1 protein-coding gene is annotated in these 1,079 nt (G+C 59.5%); it reads right to left on the reverse strand.

Annotated elements, in window-relative coordinates:
• A partial coding sequence (gene tuf / locus QPK31_RS26090) for an elongation factor Tu (protein ID WP_290425794.1) occupies window positions 1-1,079 on the reverse strand: 1,079 nt, incomplete at both ends.

Consider the following 1,079-nt stretch of genomic DNA (forward strand, 5'->3'; position numbering starts at 1 on the left):
ATGATCTTGGCAACCACGCCGGCGCCGACGGTACGGCCGCCTTCGCGGATTGCGAAGCGCAGGCCTTCTTCCATCGCGATCGGGTTGATCAGCTTGACGGTGATCGACACGTTATCGCCTGGCATGACCATTTCCTTGTCCGCTGGCAGCTCGATCGAGCCGGTCACGTCGGTGGTACGGAAGTAGAACTGCGGACGGTAGTTGTTGAAGAACGGGGTGTGACGGCCGCCTTCATCTTTCGACAGAACGTAGATCTCGCCGGTGAAGTGGTTGTGCGGCTTGATCGAGCCTGGCTTCGCCAGAACCTGACCACGTTGCACGTCTTCACGCTTGGTGCCGCGCAGCAGCAGACCAACGTTGTCGCCAGCTTGACCCTGATCCAGCAGCTTGCGGAACATTTCCACGCCGGTGCAGGTGGTCTTCACGGTGTCGATGATGCCGACGATTTCGATTTCTTCGCCGACTTTGATGATACCGCGCTCGACACGACCGGTCACGACGGTGCCGCGGCCCGAGATCGAGAACACGTCTTCGACTGGCATCAGGAAGGCGCCGTCAACAGCACGTTCCGGGGTTGGGATGTAGGTGTCGAGGGCTTCAGCCAGACGGATGATGCACTCTTCGCCCATTTCGCCAGCCTGGCCTTCCAGCGCCATACGTGCCGAACCCTTGATGATTGGCAGGTCGTCGCCTGGGAACTCGTACTTCGACAGGAGTTCGCGGACTTCCATTTCAACCAGTTCCAGCAGTTCTGCGTCGTCGACCAGGTCGCACTTGTTCAGGAACACGATGATGTACGGAACGCCAACCTGACGCGCCAGCAGGATGTGCTCGCGGGTCTGTGGCATTGGGCCGTCGGCGGCCGAGCACACCAGGATCGCGCCATCCATCTGCGCGGCACCGGTAATCATGTTCTTGATGTAGTCGGCGTGGCCTGGGCAGTCAACGTGTGCGTAGTGACGGTTTTCGGTTTCGTACTCGACGTGCGCGGTGTTGATGGTAATGCCGCGTGCTTTCTCTTCCGGAGCAGCATCGATCTGGTCGTATGCTTTTGCTTCGCCGCCGAATTTCTTCGACAG

This window comes from Massilia sp. YIM B02769, assembly GCF_030411995.1.
GTDB lineage: Bacteria > Pseudomonadota > Gammaproteobacteria > Burkholderiales > Burkholderiaceae_D > Telluria.